Raw genomic sequence first — 16,593 nt, 5'->3', positions numbered from 1 at the left:
ATTGACCGGAAGTCAACATCCCATCGAGTCCTTCAACATCTTGTGCAATCTCCACACATCGTGGACGATTTGTCAATAGTTTGTTGATGCGATCCACGGCTCGTTGACTTCCTCGTGCTTTTGACCCATGCTCGTGATGGCACCACTCGCCACAGCTCGTGCAGGCCACGGGACAGCTCGTGCAGACCACCGGACAGAAAGAGATCGAATATGGCGCAGAAGCGTTCACGGCCGGCGCCCGCCGGCGGCATCCTCGATCAGGGGATTCGCCCGACGGTCGACGGTGAACGGCTGATCGCCGTGTTCTCGGCGCTCGTCGAACCGCTCGGCCGGTCGCTTCCGCCGTCGACGGAGGTCGTGCTGCACGATCTCAGCAAGCTGCCGAACTCGATCGTCGCCATCCACGGGGAGGTGACCGGGCGCCGCGTCGGTGACCCTGCAACCGACCTGCTGTTGAAGAACCTCACCGAACTCTCCGACGACCACATGGTCGGCTACGAGACGCATCTCGCCGACGGGCGACGCATCCGCTCGTCGACGATGATCATCCGCGACGTGACCGGCCAAGCCGTTGCGGCCCTCTGCCTCAACTCCGATCTGTCCGTGTGGGAGTCGGTGCAAGACATCGCGTCGTCGATGCTCGACCTCGGTGGCGTCCGAAAGCCCGCACCGCACTCCGGCGAGACGCGCATCGCGCCGGCACCGACAATCGAATCGGCCGATCCCGAGGTGTTCGTCACCGATGTGGACCAGCTGGCCGCGCACCTCATCCGACAGGCCGTTTCCGACGTGGATGTGCCGGTCGAGCTGATGCAGAAGCGGCACAAGGTGGCCGTCGTGCGCGATCTCAAAGACCGGGGGATGTTCCACCTGCGCGACGCCATCGACATGATCGCGACGACGCTCGGGGTCACCCGGTTCACCATCTACAACTACCTGAACGAGATCGCCGACGAGGATGCCGACGACGCCACGGACGACGAACCACTGCAGATCGGAAAGGAAGGCTGATGACCAGCGCACACGAATACGACGCCATCGGAATGGACAGGCTGCGCGAGATCGGCAGCCTGAAGTGGACGATGTTCCCGGGCAAGATCGGTGCGTTCGTCGCCGAGATGGACTTCGGATGCGCGCCCGCGATCGCGAAGGCGCTGCACGACACCGTCGACGACGGCCTGTTCGGCTACCTTCCGCCTTCTCTGTCTGAAGCGATGTCGGATGCCTGTGCCGCGTGGCAGAAGTCGCGGTACGGATGGGATGTGCCCGCCGCGCGCGTGCATCCGCTCCCCGACGTCATCAAGGGGCTCGAGGTCGCGATCGAGCACTTCTCCGCACCCGGATCGAAGATCGTGCTGCCGACGCCGGCATACATGCCGTTCCTGTCGGTGCCTCCGACGCTCGGGCGCGAGATCATCCAGGTGCCGATGCTCATCCGCGATGGGCGCTACGAGTTCGACCTGGACGGCCTCGACCGCGCGTTCCACGATGGTGGAGGGCTGCTCATCCTGTGCAACCCGTACAACCCGCTCGGCCGGGTGTTCACACGTGAGGAGCTGCTCGCCGTGAGCGAGGTCGTGGAGCGCAACGGTGCGCGCGTCTTCTCCGACGAAATCCACGCCCCGCTGGTCTACCCCGACGGCAAGCACGTGCCGTATGCCAGCGTGTCGGATGCCGCGGCATCCCACACCATCACGTCGACCAGCGCCTCCAAGGCCTGGAACCTGCCCGGGCTGAAGTGCGCGCAGATCATCCTCAGCAACGATGCCGATGCCGAGGTGTGGGAACGCATCGGTTTCATGGCCAGCCACGGGGCGAGCAACCCTGGCGTGATCGCCAACACCGCCGCCTACACCGCGGGCGGCGCATGGCTTGCCGACACGGTCGGCTACCTCGACGGCAACCGACGCCTGCTCGGCGATCTGCTGGCGGAGCACCTGCCCGAGATCCGCTACACCGCACCCGAGGGCACGTACATTGCCTGGCTGGATGCCCGTGCCCTCGAGCTCGAGGTGCCGCCGGCGGACTTCTTCCGCGAGCGGGCCGACGTGGCCATGACCGACGGCTCGTCATGCGGTGACGCCGGGGTCGGGTTCATGCGGTTCATCTTCGCCACGCCCCGGCCGATCATCGAGCAGGCCGTCAGGCAGATGGCCGACGCCGTGAAGCGCCGGTGACCGCACCGGATGCCGGAACCGGCTCGGTGACGACCGCGCCGGCCGCCCGAAGCGACCACACCATCGCGAACCGAGTGCGTCTCGTCGTCGCGCAGCTGCTCTGCGGCGTCGGCATCGCGTCGGGCGTGGCGGTCGGGGGCGTGCTCGCCGAGAAGCTCTCCGGCGTGATGGGTGTCGCCGGTTTCGCGCAGACGGCGAGCATCATCGGCGCCGGGCTGATGGCCATCCCGCTGGCGCGGCTCGCCGTGCGACACGGCCGCCGGTGGTCGCTCACCCTGGGTTTCACGACGGCGGCCGTCGGCGCGGTGCTCATCTTGATCGCCGCCACGACCGGGCAGTTCTGGCTCTACCTGATCGCGATGGTGCTGTTCGGCTCGGGCACAGCGACGAATCTGCAGTCCCGCTACGCCGCGATGGAGTTCTCCCGGCCAGGAGCCGAGGCGCGTTCGATGTCGATCGTGCTCTGGGCGACGACCGTAGGATCCATCGCCGGCCCGAACCTCTCCGCACCGGGGGCGAACCTGGGCAAAGCGCTGGGGCTCGTTCCGCTGAGCGGTCCGTACCTGTTCTCGCTTGCAGGCTTCGTGCTGGCCGCGATCGTGACAGTGGGCATCCGTCCGATCGCAGGGCACGCGCCGGGCAACGATCCGACTCCCGCCGGGCAGTCGCCGGTGGGCGCGTTCGCCGCACTCCGGATCGCGCTACGAACACCCCGAGCGGTGTTCGCCATCGCGAGCATCGTCACCGGCCAGATGATGATGGCCGCCGTCATGGTGATGACACCGGTGAGCATGAACAACGACGGGATGTCGCTCGAATTCGTCGGCATTGTGATCAGTGTGCACATCGTGGGCATGTACGCGGCGAGCCCGGTCTTCGGCTGGCTCACCGACAAGACGAGCGCTCAGACCGTCGCGTGGATCGGCGCGGCGCTCTTCGTCTGCTCGTTCAGCCTCGGCGCCTGGGACGGCGCCGGCCACTCGGCCATGCCACGCCTGATGGCGGCCCTCTTCCTGCTCGGCCTCGGCTGGTCCGCGTGCCTCATCGGCGGCTCCGCCATGCTCGTCGAGTCGGTGCCCGCGCACATCCGGGTTCCCCTTCAGGGCGGTGTGGATGCCTCGATGAACTTCGGCGCCGCCGCTCTCGGGGCCCTCGCCGGGCCGGTGCTCGCCCTCGGCGGATTCTTCGCGGTCAACGTGATGGCCGCTGTGGTGCTCGTGGTGCTCGTATGGGCGGGCGTGCGGGCCCGGCTGCGCCGCAGCGCGGTCGAGGCCTGATCGCCCGTCAGGCCTTCGGCCCCGTTCCCGCCCGGCACCGCGCCCGCAGCGTCAGAACAGGGGCCAGGGTGTGGCGGGCATCCATCCGCTCGGCGCCGGGAATCGGCCGACGCCGAGTAATCGGTCGCACCGTTCTGCGAACGCCTCGAGCTCGGCCGCCGACAGCAGAGTGGCCAGCTCCCGTCCCAGTTCATGGCCGAGGGATGCCCGCACTCGCGCGACTCCGTCGGTCTCCTCCGCGGTGAGCGGCTCGCCCACCCACCCCCAGAGCACCGTGCGCAGCTTGGGTTCGGCGTGGAACGTGAGGCCGTGGTCGACGCCGAAGCGGTGACCACCGGGCATGGCCAGCACATGGCCGCCCTTGCGGTCGGCGTTGTTGACGAGCGTGTCGAAGACCGCCATGCGCCGCAATGCCGGAGAGTCCTCGTGCACGAGTGCGACCCGGCGGTCGTCTTCGTCGGCACCCTCGAAGGCTCGACGCCAGCGCTCCGGAATACCCTCGACCGGAACGATGTCGACGGCGCTCTGTACCGTGTCGACCTGCTGCCACAACTGGAGCATGCCCTCGCCGAGCGGCCCGTCGCCTATCCATGTCGGTGGCACGACGTTCCAGCCGAGACGCTCCGACACGAGATACGCCGCGTACTCGCGGTCGGCGAGGTCGCCGTCGGGAAAGTCCCACAGCGGCTTCTCACCCTCGCGAGGCTTGTAGACCACGGGCACGTCGTCGATCGCGGCGAGGAACGTCTCGTTCGACGCGGCAGGGATGCGCGCCACCAGCTCGACACTCCCCCGCAGCCCGCGGCTCGCGTCGGCCGGGCATCCGGGCGCCTGCTCCTGAGTCACGAGGCGCTCGCCCCGCCACCGACTGTCTCCGTCTCGGCGACGCCGTCGCGCAGCCAGTCCAGGTCGCCGGCATCCGTGTTCGTGCCGATCACGCGCGGGTTGCCCGCGCCGTAGTGCACGATCGAGACGGACGCCGGGCCGACGCTGATGCGCTGGAAGAGGTCGAGGTGCATGCCGAAGGCATCCGCCAGCACCGATTTGATCACGTCGCCATGGCTCACCGCCACCCACACCGCTTTCGGCCCGTGCTCCGCCGTGATGACGGCATCCTGACGGCGGATGGCCGCGACCGCCCGCGCCTGCATCGCAGCCATCGACTCACCGCCGGGAAAGACGACGGATCCCGGCCTCGTCTGCACCTGCGCCCACAGCTTCTCGCGCGCCAGCTCCGCCAGGCGCTTGCCCTGCCACTGCCCGTAGTCGCACTCCGTGATCCCGTGCTCGATCGACAGCGGCGGCGATCCGTGCTGCAGGGCCAGAACGATTTCGGATGTCTCACGGCAGCGCTCCAGCGGGCTGGACACGATCGCCGCGAGCGGAACGGCCGCGAGGCGCTGCGCCGTGCGTTCCGCCTGTGCACGGCCCACGTCATCGAGCGCGACGCCGCCGGCACGCCCGACGAGGATGCCGGCTGCATTGGCCGCGGTGCGTCCGTGCCGGACGAGCATCACCGTGGCCATGTTTTTCAGACTAGGACGCGCGCCCGGGCCTGGCTCAGCGGACCTCGACATCCCACAGCCGGCTCAAGTCGCTCAATCGGCCCTTTTGGCCAGCCATAAGGACCGATTGAGCGACTTGAATCAGATTCGGCCGCCCCGTCAGCGCACGATCAGCACCGGGCAGTTCGCGTGCGACGCGCACTCCGAGCTCACGGAGCCGAGCAGCAGGCCGGCGAACCCGCCGCGTCCTCGAGATCCGAGCACGAGCATCTCCGCGCCCTTGCTCCGTTCGATGAGAACCTGTGCCGGATGCCCGTGCTGCACGACGGTCGTCAGGAGCGGAGGGCGGTCGGATCCGTACGCATCCTTCAGCGCTTCGTCGAGGGTGTCGCGGGCGATGTCTTCGAACGACGGATCGGCCGACATCGCGTACGGCGACACTGCGACCGGGTAGCTCCACGTCGTCACCGCCTCGATGCGTGCACCGAGAAGGCGTGATAGACGGTCGGCCTGCCGCAGGGCGGCGATCGACTGCTCGGAACCGTCGACACCCACGACGATCTTCGGTTTTTCGGACTGCGGCTGCGATGTGTTCTCGCTTGTCTCGCTCATTTCTCCAGCATGTGTGGGAGAACCGGATCGCGCCACCACCAGGACGGGTGAGATTCCGGATGCCGCGCGACCCCGATCACCCCTCGAATACGACCGGCGCGATGTACATCTGTCGCGCACTGCGCTGGCCGTTCCAGGCGTGGAATGCCGTTAGGTATCGTCCCGCGTCGAGTTCCAGGACCGAGTTGTGCCCTGGACCGACCAGGCCGCTGCTTGTCGAGTCGAGAAGGTCTGCGGAGCGTTCTGCATGGTGCATCCATGGGCCGAACGGGTGCTCGGCCGTGGCGACTCCGACGCCGTACCCGGCGCCTTCCCACGAGCCGCCGGAGAAGAACAAGTAGTACGTCGCGCCGTGTCGGATGACGGTCGGTCCTTCCAGAGTGTGCCAGTCGAATCGACGCCCGTACATCTGCCTGTCGCGCTCGTAGATCTGCCAGTCGGCATCAGGCGCGAGCACGGCACGCGGCTTCGCACCGGTCTGTGTCGGGCTCGTCAGTCGCGAGACAGCCAGATGAGTTCCGGGACGGGCACCGTCGAGAACATCCCGCGCAAAGAACAGGTACCAGCGACCGTCGATGTCTCGGAACGGATGCGCATCGATGGCGAAGGTCTCGTCGGGTGTGAGATTGACGCCACAGTCGACGAACGGCCCCAGGGGGGAATCGGCCACGGCGACCCGGATGTGGTGCCGGTCGATGCCGCTGCCTACTGAGTAGTACATCCAGAAGCTGCCGTCGCGCTCGACGACTTCAGGAGCCCAGTACGAGTCGCCGAACGTAGATGCGAGCGGCGTGAGCACCTGGCCTCCCGACTTCCAGTGCAGGAGATCTCGCGACCAGATGGCCTCGAAGGTCGCGATCGGACCCCTCGGCTCGGCTGTGCCGTATGCATAGAACCGGTCGCCGAAGCGTGTCAGGTGCGGGTCGGCGAAGTACGCCGTCCGCACGGGTTCGGGATGCCCAGGCAACGAAAGCCGGGGCATCTGTCGTGCTCGAGAGGATGCGGGAAAGCCGGCAGCGCTCATCGGCCGGCCTCCCGTTCGGCATGAGCGCTCGCCAGCGCATGGCGCGCGAACGCCCGCGCCGCGGCTGTGGGCACACGCAACAAGCTGCCGTCGTGTTGTTCCTCCAGCCGCACGAGGCCCATACGCCGCAGGAAAGGAGCCTTGGACCCCACACTGGAGTCGGTGCGGGCCGCGACCACCGCTTCGTCGAGCACGAATTCCTCGACGTTCCGGCCGCCGGAGGCGTACGACCAGTCCACGAAGTCGAAAAGCGGCCACCACGTGAACCCTCGAATGTCCGCACCCGTCGCCATCAGCTCGCGAACTGCGGCGATCGACCCGTCGACCCACGCACTGCGCACGTCGTCGCTGCCCTCGATACTCGTCTCCGTCACAATGACGGGCGCGCCGTATCGGCGAATGAAGCCGCGCACGCTGTCGACGAGACCGCGCGTCCACAGGTTCGTGGCGCGCTGCTCGATTGCCCCACCTGACTCCGTCAGCGTGCGCGGCGACAGATCGGGGTAATAGTTGACCCCGAGAAAGTCGAAGGTGACGCCTTCACGGACGATGGTCTCGAGCTCACTTTCGCTCGCACCGTGCTCGATCAGCCAATCGTGCTTCTCGTGCTTCGGAGTGACCCGACCTGTCAGGAGGTCTGTGGGAAGCATCCCGACGGACTCGAGGTGCTCCGCGTGGGGGTTTAGCGACTCCGTCTCTGCTTCGTAAAGTGCAGATGCCTCGACATGCACGATGCGCGCCAGAGGATTGCCCTCCCGGATCGCGCGCACCGAGGACTGCATGCCGCGTACCAGGCCGAGTGTAACGGTGGTCCACCCGTCCCACCCGATAAGTGCAGGTGGCCACACTCCACGCAGACCGCAGAACGACGCAGTCGTCACCGGCTCATTGAGCGGAGTGATGTCGTCGACGAGACCGGCGAAGTGCGCCGCGAACTCTCCCGCGTACTCGGCAACGACCGCCGGATAGTCTCGGTCGGCGAACGAACCCGCTAGCCACGTGGGCGTGCCGTAGTGCACCAAGTCCGCGATGACGCGGAGCCCGAGCTCGTTGACGGCGAAGTCGAATCGCTCCTCCAGCGCCGACCAGACGAACCGTCCTCGAGACGGATGCACGACCGGCCATCCGGCGCCATAGCGGATGGCCGTCGCCCCGAGGTCGCGTGCAAGCGTGAGGTCATCGCGCCACCTGCGGTTGTGCTCCGTGAGCTCGAACTCGTCGAGGGGCTGCATCCGAGCACCGGCGTGCGGATAGACACACGTGTCCTCGATGCCGAGAATCCACCCGAACTCCTCCATCACTTCAACCCTGTAGTGGCAACACCGGCCACGAAGTACTTCTGGGCGAAGAAGAATCCGATCGCGATGGGCAGGAGCGAGATTGTCGCTCCCGCCAGCAGAATCGCGTGATCTGTCACGTGTTGTCCTCCGAAGAGCGTGAGGCCGGCCGGGAGGGTCAGCATGTCGTTCGAACTAGTGATCACGAGCGGCCAAAGCAGGTCGTTCCACAGATTGGTGAAGTTGAGGATGGCGACGGTGGCGATCGCGGGCTTGGCGAGAGGCAGGATGACCCGCCAATAGATGCGCCAGTGCCCGGCGCCATCGATGCGCGCCGCTTCGTCCAGATCGCGCGGGATGCTCATGAAGAACTGGCGGAACAGGAAGATTCCGAACGCGCTCGTCGCACGCGGCACGATAAGTCCCTGATACGTGTTCAGCCATCCGAGATGGAACAACTGGATGAACACCGGGATGAGGGTCACCTGGAACGGGACCATGAGCGTCGCTATGACGATCACGAAACATACGTTCCGACCCACGAAGTTCAGACGGGCGAGCGCGTAGGCGCACATCGAGTCGAACAGAATGGTCAGCGCGGTGGTTACGCCGGCGAACACGAATGAGTTGAGCAGAAGGCGCAGGAACGGCAGCTGCTGCCAGACTCCGATATATCCGTGGAGAGTGAGACTCGTCGGGAAGAGGCTCGCCGGGTTTTGATACAGATCAGCCTCGCTACGGAAAGATCCGGAGATCATCCACACGAACGGCGCCAGAGCGAGTACCAGGCCGATGCCCAGATAGACCCACTTGAGTGCAACGCCGGCCGGACGCACGGAACCACGTCTCCTCGTCCTGACTCGGGCAAGCGTGGTGCTAGTCGACATCGTTGTACCTGAAGATCCGAAGCTGAAGGAGCGAGATGAGCATGATCAGGGCGAAGAGCACCCAAGAGACCGCCGCGGCGTACCCGGTCTGGAAGTTCACGAATCCGTCCCGGTAGATGAGGTTGACAAGGGTATCCGTCCGATAGATGGGTCCCCCGCCGGTCATGACGTACACAAGGTCGAAGACCTGAAGCGATTGAATAGTCAGCATCATCGTGGCGAACAACATGGTTGGACGGATGCCGGGCAGCGTGATGTAACGGAAGAGCGCGATGGTGCCGGCACCATCGAGACGTCCGGCCTCGTACCGCTCCGTCGGCACCCCCTGCAGAGCGGCGACGAAGAGGATCATCGCGAATCCGAGACTGCGCCATACCGAGACGAAGATGAGCGTCGGAAGAGCTAACTGCTCCGACTGCAGCCATGCCAAGGGCGGCAGTCCCAGCGCTTTCGTGATCCCCCCAATCAGTCCGATGTCGGGATCGAGGAGGAATTTCCAGACGAGACCGATGGTCGCCAGCGAGACGATCGTGGGAAAGAAGAACACGGAACGGGTGATGCGACTCGCCAGCCCCTCCGATTGAAGCGCCAGGGCTGTGACGAGACCGAACACGATGAGGAGCACGACCGAGACGATCGTGAACTCCAACGTCACACCGAGTGCGTTCCAGAACTGCGGGTCCCGGAAGAGCTTCACGTAGTTGCCGAGGCCGACGAAAGGCTGAACGGCCGCCCCGACAGACCAATCGAAGAAGCTGTAGTAGAGCGTTCGCAGGATCGGATAGAGCACGAAGACGCTGAGGATGATCAGGCTCGGTGCCATGAACAGCCACGCCGGCTGCCAGCGCAGGCGGCGGCGGGCCCGTCCCACTTCTGCGGGCTGCGACTTCGTCGCCCTCGCTTCGGGAGACCGGGTCCCGCCGCGAGCGTGCGACGAAACCCGATCGGTGGTGCTGGATGTCATGACGAGCAGCCCGTGAGTCCGTTGATGGTCGAGGCCGCCTGTTTCGTGGCGGTGTCGACGGGCGTCCCTCTCGTGATCTGCCCGATCAAGGTGGTGTAGGCGTCCGAGTCCACCTTCGTGGCGTTAGGAACATGTGGCAGGTACAGACGTGAGTCCGGTACCTGTCCGGCGAACACCGAGATGACCGGATCGGACTTCAGCTTGGCGTCGTCGGCCAGATCGGTGCGCAACGGTGGGAAGCCAGTCTTGAGCGAGAACTTCTCTTGCACGTTCTTGCTCGTCCAGTAGGCGAGGAACTCCTGTGCCTCCTTGGGGTGTTGCGTCTTCGCCGAGATCGCGAGTGGAGCCGTCGATCCGAGCGTCACCGAGGTGCCGTCGACTCCGGTCGGGATGGGTGCGATTCCCAGGTCGATGCCGGCCGACTTGTAGCCGGGAGCGGCCCAAGGTCCGTTCATCTCCATGGCGGCCTTCCCGGCAGAGAAGAGCGAGTCGGCTTCGGCACCGGTCAGGCCGACAGGGCTGATCTTCTCCTTCGACACCAGGTCGCTCCAGGTCGACAGGCTCCTCTGTCCGGCTGACGTCTGTACAACGCTGCAGAACTTGGAGTCGACGATGTCGCCACCCTCGAGCCATTGCAGGATCGGCCACATCTGGATCGTCTGGTTGTCCGCGAGCACGAGGCCGTACTGATCTCCGGTGGTCAGCCTCTTGGCATCCTCGGCGAACTCGGCCACCGTGGCAGGCGGCTCGTCGATGCCCGCGGCGGCGAACGCTTTCTTGTTGTAGTACAGGCTGAGCGTCGCGAAGTTGGCCGGAACGGCATACAGCTTGCCGTTATAGGTGAACTCTTTCACGGTGCCTGGCGCCAACTTGTCCGTGTCGATCTGGTCCTTGCCCGATCCCGTCTGAGTGATCGGTAGCACGGAGTTCTTCTTCACGTAGTCGGCGACCGCGTTGGGATCGCTCGAGGGCGTCGCCAGGTCGGGTCCTTGTCCGGTCAGCCAGGCCGATGGCAGCTTCTGCTGGATGGTGTCCCAGGGCTGCACCGTCATGGTGACGTGGATGTTCGGGTGCGAGTCGTTGAAGTCGTTCACGATCTGCGCGTACCCCGGCCTGTCGCCACCGGTGAACCCGGTCCATAGGGACAGCGCCACTTTGCCCCCGCTGTCACCGCTTCCGGTAGATGCCGAGCATCCGGCCAAGCCCAATGCGACTATGGCGGTCGCCGCCACGGCGACCGCGATCCTTTTTCTCATGACGAAACGCTCCTTTGCAGGTCATTGCGGATGCGGCTGGTCGCCGCGCAGGGGGGTCACGCGCTCGTGGTCGCCCGCTCCGCAGCCGCAAGAGGCGCGGAAGACGAGGTCGACGTCGAGCTCGTGGTGGGTGGGGCCTTCTGCCGACCCATTGATGAGCCGGAACAACTGTTCCGCTGCGAGTCGGGACATCCGCTCGGCGGGCACGCGCACGGTGGTGATCGCCGGTGTCGACACGCGAGCCAGCCCGAAGTCGTCGAAGCCGACAACGGCGACATCCTCTGGCACTCGTATGCGGTGTTCTCGCAGCACACGCATCCCGCCGAGGGCCATGTCGTCGTTGGCGAAGACGATGGCGTCGAAGTGGATGCCGTCCTCCACGCACTTCCGGACGGCCAGCGCACCCGAGTCCTCGCTCAAGTCGCCCTCGATGATCGTCGCGTCGTCGAGCAGGCCGCGATCGGTAACTGCTCCGAGGAAACCAGCCCGTCGGTCGACGCCGGTCTGATGATCCAGAGTCCCGGTCACGTGCAGTAGAGAACGCGCGCCGTGGACCTCGATGAGGTGTTCGGTGATGGCTCGAGTGGCGTGCACGTCGTCGATGCCAACCGTGACGGCCGACGGCAGGTACGGGAAGTTGCCTATCAAGACGACAGGCAGCCCCGTCTCGACGAGGGCTTCGATGTTCCGATCGTCGATGGCGGCACTCGTCACGATCGCGCCGTCGGCGCTTCGAGACCGCATCACCCGCTCATACGCCACCACGCCGTGTGCTTCATCGGGATTGGTCGAGACGATGAGTTGCGAGTCGTGGTCGTTGGCGGCGGACGATACGCCGGTCAGCACGTGCATGAAGTAGAGATGGCCGAACACGTGTTGTGAGGTGTTCGGAACGATGAGCGCGATCGCACCGGCACGCTGATTGCGCAGTGCACGTCCCGCGGAACTAGGAACATAGCCGAGCTCGTCGGCTGCCCGGCGGACTGCCTCACGTGTCTTGTCGCTGATGCGATCGTGCCCGGCCAACGCCATGGATGCTGCGGCTGTCGTCACACCCACGCGGGATGCGACGTCCTTCAGAGTGACCGTCGCGCGTTCGGCTGGCTTCTTCGCCATCGATTTCCTCCTGTGCTTTATCGTTTAAACTAGCGATGGTTTATCGATTAAGCAAGCGCTACGTTCCTGCTGCCGCGCGACCGGCCCGTGTGGTCGCGCTCAGTCGGCGTCGTCCTCCCAGACGGTGTCGTCGCCCCACGGCGCGACATCGATCTCGTTGCCCTCGGGGTCCGCGAGCGTCCACCAGTGCGGTGCGTTGTCGTCGTTCGCGATATGGCCGCCCGCGGCGAGCGCGGCAGCGATGCGCTGCTCGGCCTGGTCGCGTGACAGGGCGAGATCGATGTGGATGCGATTGCGTTGCTGGCGCGGAGCATCCATCTGCTGGAACCAGACGGTAGGACCGATGCCGCGCGGATCGACAAGCGCCACCTCGTCCCGTCGCCGGTACCCGAGGACCGCCTGCCAGAACGGCAGGACACGGGCAATGTCCATCGCATCGATCGCGATCTGCACGGCGTGCACGCGCGTGTGGTCCGGTTCGACGCCGAGCCGGAGCGCGGCATCCTCGATCTGCACGGCGAGCGCGGTATCACGCTCGCTCAGTCCCCCGACCTCGTGCGTCTGCAGGCGAACGGTGACGGCGGAGTAGCGCAGGTCGACGTCGGGGTGGTGGTTCGCGGCATCCGCGAGCTGCCCGATCGCCTGCACGAGTTCCACGCCCTTCGTGAACGATCCGGTGGCGAAATAGGCGGTGGCGCCGCCGTACACGCGATGCCAGGCGTTGCCAGGAACAGCCTCGTGGAACTGCTTCACCGTGATCTGCTCGACCATGCCGCTCATCCTCCCGCCGACCGCCGACCTTGCGGCACTCCTCGGGTCACGGTCGACACGCGTGCCAGGATGACGGTATGACCGGCACTCTGCACATCACCGGCGATGCTGCCGCCGATGACCTGCTCTCCACCTCCCCGCTCGCCCTTCTGCTCGGCATGCTGCTCGACCAGCAGGTCGCCATGGAGACCGCGTTCAGCGGTCCGGCGAAGATCCGCGACCGAATGGGCGGCCTCGATGCCGCCACGATCGCAGACGACGACCCGGACGCCTTCGCCAAGCTCTGCGCGACGCCGCCGGCGGTCCACCGCTTCCCTGGTTCCATGGCGGCGCGCATCCAGGCGGTGTGCCGCGCCATCGTCGCGGACTGGGGCGGAGACGCCTCGGCGATCTGGACCGAGGGAGCCCCTGGCGGCGCCGAGGTGCTGAAGCGGCTGCGCACGCTCCCCGGGTTCGGCGACCAGAAGGCGCGCATCTTCCTCGCCCTTCTCGGCAAGCAGTACGGATACGACGGCGCCGGGTGGCGCGAAGCCGCCGGCGACTACGGCGAGGAAGGCTCGTACCGCTCGGTCGCCGACATCGTGGACGAGGCATCCCTCACCCGAGTACGAGAGAACAAGCGGGCGGCGAAGGCCGCAGCGAAGGGAGCCAGATGACGTACGTCGCGCAGGACGACCGTTACGACAGGATGCTCTACCGCCGCACCGGGCGCAGCGGGCTCGACCTGCCTGCGCTGTCGCTCGGTCTGTGGCACAACTTCGGCGACGACCGCCCGATGCAGACGCAGCGCGCGATCGTGCGGCGGGCGTTCGATCTCGGCATCACGCACTTCGACCTCGCCAACAATTACGGCCCGCCGTACGGGGCAGCGGAGACGAACTTCGGGCACATCCTGCGCGAAGACCTTCTCCCGTACCGGGACGAGCTCATCCTCTCCACCAAGGCCGGCTGGGACATGTGGCCCGGCCCCTACGGCCAGGGCGGCGGCAGCCGCAAGTACGTGCTCGCCAGCCTCGACCAGTCGCTGAAACGCATGGGCGTCGACTACGTCGATATCTTCTACTCGCACCGACCCGACCCGTCGACCCCGCTCGAGGAGACGATGGGCGCACTCGACACCGCCGTGCGCAGCGGCAAGGCGCTGTACGTCGGCATCTCGTCGTACAACGCGGATGACACGCGCAAGGCCGCTGCGATCCTCGCCGATCTCGGTACGCCGCTCCTGATCCACCAGCCGTCGTACTCCATGCTCAACCGCTGGATCGAGACGGAGGGACTGCTGGATGCCGCGGGCGAACTCGGCATCGGCGTGATCGGCTTCACCGCGCTCGCGCAGGGCATGCTCACCGGGAAGTACCTGAACGGCATCCCGGCGGGATCGCGCGCATCGAGAGCGTCGTCGCTGCCCGACGAGCTGCTGTCGGATGCCGCACTCGCGCGCATCCGCTCCCTTGCCGACATCGCTGAGGAGCGCAATCAGACGCTCGCGCAGCTCGCCCTCGCCTGGGCGCTGCGCGACTCGCGTGTGACCTCGCTCGTGATCGGGGCGAGCAGCGTCGAACAGCTCGAGCAGAACGTGGCAGCCCTCGATCATCTCGACTTCACAGACGACGAGCTGGAGGCGATCGACGAGCACGCAGTGGACTCCGGCGTCGATCTCTGGGCGACCGCCCGGCGGGGCGAACTGGCCTGACACCAGCCCGGGCATACCGCGGCCATAGTCTGGCGTCATGGCCCCCATCACTCGGCAGCCCGTCACCGTGACCGTCACCGGAGCGGGAGGGCAGATCGGTTACGCGCTGCTGTTCCGCATCGCATCGGGGCAGTTGCTCGGGCCCGATTCGCCGGTGCGGCTCAATCTCCTCGAGATCCCGCTCGGGCTCCGCGCAGCCGAGGGCACCGCCCTCGAACTCATCGACGGCGCGTTCCCGCTGCTGGCATCCGTGGATGTGACGGATGACCCCGCCCAGGCCTTCGACGGAGCCGGCGTCGCGCTGCTGGTCGGCGCGCGGCCCCGCACGGCGGGCATGGAGCGGGCCGATCTCATCGAAGCGAACGCGGCCATCTTCGGACCGCAGGGGCGCGCGATCAACGAGCATGCGTCATCCGATGTGCGCGTTCTCGTCGTGGGCAACCCGGCCAACACGAACGCGTTGATCGCCTCGGCGCACGCACCGGATGTGCCGCGCGAGCGGTTCACAGCGATGACCCGGCTCGATCACAACCGGGCCGTTGCGCAGCTGGCGCTGAAGGCCGAGGTGCCTGTCACCGCGGTCGATGGCGTGACGGTCTGGGGCAATCACTCGGCGACGCAGTATCCGGATGTCTCGCACGCCACGATCGACGGCCGCCCGGCTCTCGAGGTGGTCGACGCGGCGTGGTGCGAGGAGGTGTTCGTGCCGAAGGTCGCCAGACGCGGCGCGGAGATCATCGAGGTGCGCGGCGCGTCGAGCGCGGCATCAGCGGCGAACGCCGCCATCGACCACGTGTACGACTGGATGCACGGCACAGACGGGCGCTGGACCTCGGCAGGCGTCACGACGAGCGGCGCGAACGCGGAGGCTGCTGCATCGTACGGCCTGCACGACGGGCTGATCTGCTCGCTGCCGGTGCGGTCGCAGGGCGGCGAGTGGCGGGTCGTGACCGGCCTCGAGCACTCGGAGGTTGCGCGGGCGCACATCGAGGCATCCGTCGCCGAGCTCCTCGACGAACGGGAGGCCGTGCGCGCGCTCCGCCTGCTGCCCGACTGAGTCTCCGGTTTCGTACGCGGCCCTCGAGCACGCCGCGTGCCGTCGACCGCGGACTCGCGCCCCGCATTCCGGGGCGTCGTCTCGGGTGGGTGCAGGATCGTGACCATGCAGCTGTCCAGCACGTCCACTCAGCGCACGTACCGGCACCTGCGGTTGGCCGTGATCGGTGCGGCCGTGATGACCCTGGTGACGCTCGTCGTCGTCACGATCACTGTCGGCCCGGTCTCGAGCCTCAGCGCGCTCTACTACACACCGGGCGGAACGGCGTTCACCGGGGCGCTGTTCGGAATCACGCTCGGCCTGGTCGCGCTGTCGGGACACAGCGTCGAGCAGGTGCTGCTCGACATCGCCGCGTGGTTCGCCGCCCTGATCGCGGTGCTGCCCACGCCGATCGCCGCCCGGGATGCGCCGGGCGTCGCCGGGCTGTGCCCGGACGGAACGGTGTGCGTTCCAGCGACGGCGGCCGCTGCCGCAACCGTGGGAATCGTCGTGGTGGCCGTGATGGGCATCCTCACCGCGATCGTCGCGGTCTGGCTCGCCGCGGTACGGCACCGCATCACGGCTGGGGTTGTGGTTCCCGCCGCGGTCGTCGCCGCCGTGTCGATCGCCTTCATGGTGTGGCTCGGAGCCGGACAGCAGGCGCTGCTCGCGATCGGCCACCTGGTCGTCACGGGCGTCTTCTTCTGCATCATGATCGCCGTGTCGGCGGTCTCGGCGATCACGGCACGCGCTCCGTGGCGTGCGCTCTACATCGTCGTGACGGTGGGGATGTGCGTCAGCCTCGTCTACCTCGCCGTGGTGTTCTTCACCCACCTTTCCGGCGCAGGTGCCGGCCAGCCGTGGATCCTCTTCGGCGAGGTCGCCCTCATCGTCTTCTTCGCCGTCTTCTGGATCGGGCAGACCACGCAGAAGTGGAACGAGCTCGACCCCGCCCTCAGCCGCTGAACCGGGCGGGTGCACCCTTCCCCCGCGGTGAT

General features: G+C 66.7%; 17 protein-coding genes. 7 read left to right on the top strand and 10 right to left on the bottom strand.

Translation table 11 applies throughout. The annotated features are described in order from the left end of the window. Nucleotides 1-210: 210 nt before the first annotated feature. From ACYVI5_RS07405 to ACYVI5_RS07395, 3 genes are read left to right on the top strand one after another with little or no spacing between them, the layout of a single operon-like run. Nucleotides 211-1,011 carry a helix-turn-helix transcriptional regulator gene (locus ACYVI5_RS07405; protein ID WP_460579644.1) on the top strand — a complete coding sequence of 267 codons (801 nt, stop codon included), beginning with the start codon at nucleotides 211-213 and terminating at the stop codon, nucleotides 1,009-1,011. Beyond that, on the top strand, nucleotides 1,011-2,177 hold the full coding sequence (locus ACYVI5_RS07400) for a MalY/PatB family protein (RefSeq protein WP_460579643.1): 1,167 nt from the start codon (nucleotides 1,011-1,013) through the stop codon (nucleotides 2,175-2,177). Before ACYVI5_RS07405 ends, ACYVI5_RS07400 begins: the two co-directional genes overlap by 1 nt. Then, the gene (locus tag ACYVI5_RS07395) at nucleotides 2,174-3,454 is read left to right on the top strand and encodes an MFS transporter (protein ID WP_460579642.1); all 1,281 of its coding nucleotides are present in this window, start codon (nucleotides 2,174-2,176) and stop codon (nucleotides 3,452-3,454) included. Before ACYVI5_RS07400 ends, ACYVI5_RS07395 begins: the two co-directional genes overlap by 4 nt. Before the next feature lie 51 nt (nucleotides 3,455-3,505). On the opposite strand, the gene ACYVI5_RS07390 is transcribed toward ACYVI5_RS07395, so the two are convergent. The 10 genes from ACYVI5_RS07390 to ACYVI5_RS07345 all read right to left on the bottom strand — a co-directional run bounded on the left by ACYVI5_RS07390 (nucleotide 3,506) and on the right by ACYVI5_RS07345 (nucleotide 12,866). Beyond that, nucleotides 3,506-4,300, bottom strand: coding sequence for an SCO1664 family protein (locus tag ACYVI5_RS07390; RefSeq protein ID WP_460579641.1), 795 nt, complete (start codon nucleotides 4,298-4,300; stop codon nucleotides 3,506-3,508). After that, nucleotides 4,297-4,980: a histidine phosphatase family protein gene (locus ACYVI5_RS07385; RefSeq protein WP_460533477.1), complete on the bottom strand. Its 684-nt coding sequence runs from the start codon at nucleotides 4,978-4,980 to the stop codon at nucleotides 4,297-4,299. Before ACYVI5_RS07385 ends, ACYVI5_RS07390 begins: the two co-directional genes overlap by 4 nt. Before the next feature lie 138 nt (nucleotides 4,981-5,118). Continuing rightward, nucleotides 5,119-5,571 carry a universal stress protein gene (locus ACYVI5_RS07380; RefSeq protein WP_460533480.1) on the bottom strand — a complete coding sequence of 151 codons (453 nt, stop codon included), beginning with the start codon at nucleotides 5,569-5,571 and terminating at the stop codon, nucleotides 5,119-5,121. Between the two features lie 76 nt (nucleotides 5,572-5,647). Further along, nucleotides 5,648-6,553: a glycoside hydrolase family 43 protein gene (locus ACYVI5_RS07375; RefSeq protein ID WP_460579640.1), complete on the bottom strand. Its 906-nt coding sequence runs from the start codon at nucleotides 6,551-6,553 to the stop codon at nucleotides 5,648-5,650. A 38-nt stretch (nucleotides 6,554-6,591) separates the two neighbouring features. Continuing rightward, nucleotides 6,592-7,893 carry a glycoside hydrolase family 1 protein gene (locus ACYVI5_RS07370; protein WP_460579639.1) on the bottom strand — a complete coding sequence of 434 codons (1,302 nt, stop codon included), beginning with the start codon at nucleotides 7,891-7,893 and terminating at the stop codon, nucleotides 6,592-6,594. Continuing rightward, nucleotides 7,893-8,708, bottom strand: a complete 816-nt coding sequence (locus ACYVI5_RS07365; RefSeq protein WP_460579638.1) for a carbohydrate ABC transporter permease — start codon at nucleotides 8,706-8,708, stop codon at nucleotides 7,893-7,895. Before ACYVI5_RS07365 ends, ACYVI5_RS07370 begins: the two co-directional genes overlap by 1 nt. Nucleotides 8,709-8,748: 40 nt before the next feature. Next, the gene (locus ACYVI5_RS07360; protein WP_460579637.1) at nucleotides 8,749-9,723 is read right to left on the bottom strand and encodes a carbohydrate ABC transporter permease; all 975 of its coding nucleotides are present in this window, start codon (nucleotides 9,721-9,723) and stop codon (nucleotides 8,749-8,751) included. Continuing rightward, entirely contained in the window at nucleotides 9,720-10,979 is a 1,260-nt protein-coding gene (locus ACYVI5_RS07355) for an ABC transporter substrate-binding protein (RefSeq protein ID WP_460579636.1), read from the bottom strand. Before ACYVI5_RS07355 ends, ACYVI5_RS07360 begins: the two co-directional genes overlap by 4 nt. Nucleotides 10,980-11,000: 21 nt before the next feature. Beyond that, nucleotides 11,001-12,095, bottom strand: a complete 1,095-nt coding sequence (locus ACYVI5_RS07350; RefSeq protein ID WP_460579635.1) for a LacI family DNA-binding transcriptional regulator — start codon at nucleotides 12,093-12,095, stop codon at nucleotides 11,001-11,003. A 99-nt stretch (nucleotides 12,096-12,194) separates the two neighbouring features. Then, the gene (locus tag ACYVI5_RS07345; RefSeq protein WP_460579634.1) at nucleotides 12,195-12,866 is read right to left on the bottom strand and encodes a VOC family protein; all 672 of its coding nucleotides are present in this window, start codon (nucleotides 12,864-12,866) and stop codon (nucleotides 12,195-12,197) included. A gap of 77 nt (nucleotides 12,867-12,943) precedes the next feature. Between ACYVI5_RS07345 and ACYVI5_RS07340 the strand changes: the two genes are divergently transcribed. From ACYVI5_RS07340 to ACYVI5_RS07325, 4 genes are all read left to right on the top strand, one after another. After that, the gene (locus ACYVI5_RS07340; RefSeq protein ID WP_460579633.1) at nucleotides 12,944-13,522 is read left to right on the top strand and encodes an HhH-GDP family DNA glycosylase; all 579 of its coding nucleotides are present in this window, start codon (nucleotides 12,944-12,946) and stop codon (nucleotides 13,520-13,522) included. Next, the gene (gene mgrA / locus ACYVI5_RS07335) at nucleotides 13,519-14,559 is read left to right on the top strand and encodes an aldo-keto reductase family protein (protein ID WP_460579632.1); all 1,041 of its coding nucleotides are present in this window, start codon (nucleotides 13,519-13,521) and stop codon (nucleotides 14,557-14,559) included. Before ACYVI5_RS07340 ends, mgrA begins: the two co-directional genes overlap by 4 nt. 37 nt (nucleotides 14,560-14,596) lie before the next feature. Continuing rightward, nucleotides 14,597-15,616, top strand: coding sequence for a malate dehydrogenase (locus ACYVI5_RS07330; protein ID WP_460579631.1), 1,020 nt, complete (start codon nucleotides 14,597-14,599; stop codon nucleotides 15,614-15,616). A 105-nt stretch (nucleotides 15,617-15,721) separates the two neighbouring features. Beyond that, on the top strand, nucleotides 15,722-16,561 hold the full coding sequence (locus tag ACYVI5_RS07325; RefSeq protein ID WP_460579630.1) for a hypothetical protein: 840 nt from the start codon (nucleotides 15,722-15,724) through the stop codon (nucleotides 16,559-16,561). Nucleotides 16,562-16,593 lie beyond the last annotated feature (32 nt).

This window comes from Humibacter ginsengisoli, from assembly GCF_054780095.1.
This window is presented reverse-complemented; position numbering and strand designations above follow the sequence as displayed.

What these genes read in the sequence shown, in the direction of transcription:
- mgrA (WP_460579632.1), top strand. Translation starts at nt 13,519, where the DNA reads ATGACGTACGTCGCGCAGGACGACCGTTACGACAGGATGCTCTACCGC.
- ACYVI5_RS07340 (WP_460579633.1), top strand. Translation starts at nt 12,944, where the DNA reads ATGACCGGCACTCTGCACATCACCGGCGATGCTGCCGCCGATGACCTG.
- ACYVI5_RS07345 (WP_460579634.1), bottom strand. Translation starts at nt 12,866, where the DNA reads ATGGTCGAGCAGATCACGGTGAAGCAGTTCCACGAGGCTGTTCCTGGC.
- ACYVI5_RS07370 (WP_460579639.1), bottom strand. Translation starts at nt 7,893, where the DNA reads ATGGAGGAGTTCGGGTGGATTCTCGGCATCGAGGACACGTGTGTCTAT.
- ACYVI5_RS07330 (WP_460579631.1), top strand. Translation starts at nt 14,597, where the DNA reads ATGGCCCCCATCACTCGGCAGCCCGTCACCGTGACCGTCACCGGAGCG.
- ACYVI5_RS07405 (WP_460579644.1), top strand. Translation starts at nt 211, where the DNA reads ATGGCGCAGAAGCGTTCACGGCCGGCGCCCGCCGGCGGCATCCTCGAT.
- ACYVI5_RS07400 (WP_460579643.1), top strand. Translation starts at nt 1,011, where the DNA reads ATGACCAGCGCACACGAATACGACGCCATCGGAATGGACAGGCTGCGC.
- ACYVI5_RS07355 (WP_460579636.1), bottom strand. Translation starts at nt 10,979, where the DNA reads ATGAGAAAAAGGATCGCGGTCGCCGTGGCGGCGACCGCCATAGTCGCA.
- ACYVI5_RS07350 (WP_460579635.1), bottom strand. Translation starts at nt 12,095, where the DNA reads ATGGCGAAGAAGCCAGCCGAACGCGCGACGGTCACTCTGAAGGACGTC.
- ACYVI5_RS07385 (WP_460533477.1), bottom strand. Translation starts at nt 4,980, where the DNA reads ATGGCCACGGTGATGCTCGTCCGGCACGGACGCACCGCGGCCAATGCA.
- ACYVI5_RS07360 (WP_460579637.1), bottom strand. Translation starts at nt 9,723, where the DNA reads ATGACATCCAGCACCACCGATCGGGTTTCGTCGCACGCTCGCGGCGGG.
- ACYVI5_RS07375 (WP_460579640.1), bottom strand. Translation starts at nt 6,553, where the DNA reads ATGCCCCGGCTTTCGTTGCCTGGGCATCCCGAACCCGTGCGGACGGCG.
- ACYVI5_RS07325 (WP_460579630.1), top strand. Translation starts at nt 15,722, where the DNA reads ATGCAGCTGTCCAGCACGTCCACTCAGCGCACGTACCGGCACCTGCGG.
- ACYVI5_RS07380 (WP_460533480.1), bottom strand. Translation starts at nt 5,571, where the DNA reads ATGAGCGAGACAAGCGAGAACACATCGCAGCCGCAGTCCGAAAAACCG.